We start from the raw sequence: 2,198 nt of genomic DNA, 5'->3' as shown, positions 1-2,198 counted from the left end.
GTTCCAGGCTGTTTGGGTCAAGCTGGCCGACTGCCTCGACCCATCCGCGCCGCCGCTTTACCCTACCGGCCTGCTAGAACTCCTGGGCGTCTGACAAAAAACGGCTCACGCAAAGATCGCCAGGAAGCAAAGAGCGCAAAGCTAAACGTGATAACTTTGCGCTCTTATCTTACTTGGCGCTCTTGGCGTGAGCTCTCTATGCGGCGACTTTTTCTTTTTGGCCGTTGGCCGACTTCTCTTTGTGCTCGCGCACCAGTTCGCGCTTCAGCACCTTGCCGACGGTCGTCTTGGGCAACTCATCGCGGAACTGAATGATGCGCGGATACTTGTAGGCGGCCAGCTCGCCCTTGCTCCACTCGATAATCTCCTTCTCGGTCACGCCCTCATGACCCGGCCGCTTGACCACCCAGGCCATGACCGTCTCGCCGCGCTTGGCGTCCGGCACGCCGGCCACGGTGACTTCCATCACCGCCGGGTGGCGCGTCAGCACTTCTTCCACTTCGCGCGGGTAAACGTTGTAGCCGCCGCAGATGATCAGGTCCTTCTTGCGATCCTCGATGTAGAAGTACCCTTCCTCATCCATGCGGGCGATGTCGCCGGTGTAGAGCCAGCCGTCGCGCAAGGTTGTGGCCGTCTCGTTGGGCATGTTCCAATAGCCCTGCATGATCGTCGGGCCGCGCATGATCAACTCGCCAACCGCGCCGATGGGCAGCTCCTTATCACCCTCCACCGGATCGACGATCCTGGCCTCCACGCCCGGCAGCGGCAGGCCAATGGAACCGGGCACGTTCTTACTGTTGATGGGGTTGGCATGGGTGGCAACGTGGGACTCAGTCAGGCCGTACCCCTCGACCAGCTTGCCGCCGCTCAACTGCTCGAACTTCAGCTTGGTGTCCACCAGCAGCGGGGCCGAGCCGGAGATGCAGGCCCGGATCGACTTCAGGTCGTACTTGCCGGCGGCCACGTCGGGGTTATTGTTGATGGCGACGTACATGGCCGGCACGCCGGGGAAGTAGGCGGGCTTGTAGCGGTTGATGTTGCCCAGCACGTCGGCCAGGTCGCGCGGGTTGGGCACGACGAGCAGCCGGCCGCCGATGGCGAAGGTAAAGATGACCGCCGTGACCATGCCGTAGGAGTGGAAGAAGGGGATGGCGCCCAGCAGGGTGTCCTTGCCGTATTGCCAGTCACTGATCCACTTTTTAACCATTTCGGCGTTGGCGACGAGGTTGCGGTGCAGGCCGATGGCCCCCTTCGACAGGCCGGTGGTGCCGCCGGTGTACTGGAGCAGGGCGATGTCCTGGCCGGTCACCGTCACGTTGGGCTTGGCGCTGCGCGCGCCGAGGGCCAGGAAATCCTTGAAGCTCATGTCGCCCGGGGCCACGTCCACCCGGTCGCCCGCCTTCTTCTCTTTCAACAGGCCATAGAGGACGCTCTTGACGCCGGGCAGGAAGTCCTTGATATAGGTGACGACGATGCGCTTGACCTTCGTCTCGCCGCTCTTCTGCACCTTCTTCAGCAGCGGGTAATAACGGCTGAGGACGAAGACCGTCTCCGCGCCGCAATCCTTTAGCTGGTGCTGCAACTCGCGCTCGGTGTAGAGGGGGTTGGTGGCGATGACGATGCCGCCGGCCTTCAGGATGCCATAGTAGATCATGACAAACTGCGGCAGGTTAGGCATATAGAGGACAGCCCGGTCGCCCTTCTTGAAGCCGTTGGCGGCCAGCGCCGCGGCGACGGCGTCGGCCGCCTTGTTCAACTCACCGTAGCTGATCTCCTTACCCTGAAAGACGAGGGCCGTGTTGTTGGGAACCCGGCGCGCGCCTTCCTCCAGAAAATGCTGGATGGGGTGGTCGGGCACTTCGATGGTGGCCGGAACCCCCTTGTCATAGCTCTTTGTCCAGGGCTTGTCCGCGTAATGCAGGCTCATTGGGCTCACTCCTTAATCTCAACTTTCCTTTCGCCGCTCAGTCAGACGGGCTGAAGTCGCTGTTCGAGCTGACGATGACCGGCATACAGTTGTTGTTAACCGCGACGGTGCGTCCGAGCCGGGTGAAGTCGCCATGGCTCTCGACGCAATGAGCGAGACCGTAAGGGGAGGTACGATCCGCTATCCTACTACTATACCGGCCCGCGCGCGCTTCCTCAAGTTGCAAATAGTATGGTTTGGGGGTGATCTTTGTCATGTCTTGGTATGATTG

At 61.3% G+C, this 2,198-nt stretch carries 1 protein-coding gene; it reads right to left on the bottom strand.

What is annotated here, in order from left to right:
- Positions 1 to 196: 196 nt before the first annotated feature.
- A complete protein-coding gene (locus tag ACE3UY_RS09600; RefSeq protein WP_374687321.1) occupies positions 197 to 1,927 on the bottom strand; it encodes a long-chain fatty acid--CoA ligase in 1,731 nt (576 codons plus the stop codon).
- Positions 1,928 to 2,198: the final 271 nt, after the last annotated feature.

Origin of the sequence: Promineifilum sp. (SeqCode), from assembly GCF_041918635.1 — a bacterium.
Classification (GTDB): Bacteria; Chloroflexota; Anaerolineae; order Promineifilales; family Promineifilaceae; genus Promineifilum.
This window is presented reverse-complemented; position numbering and strand designations above follow the sequence as displayed.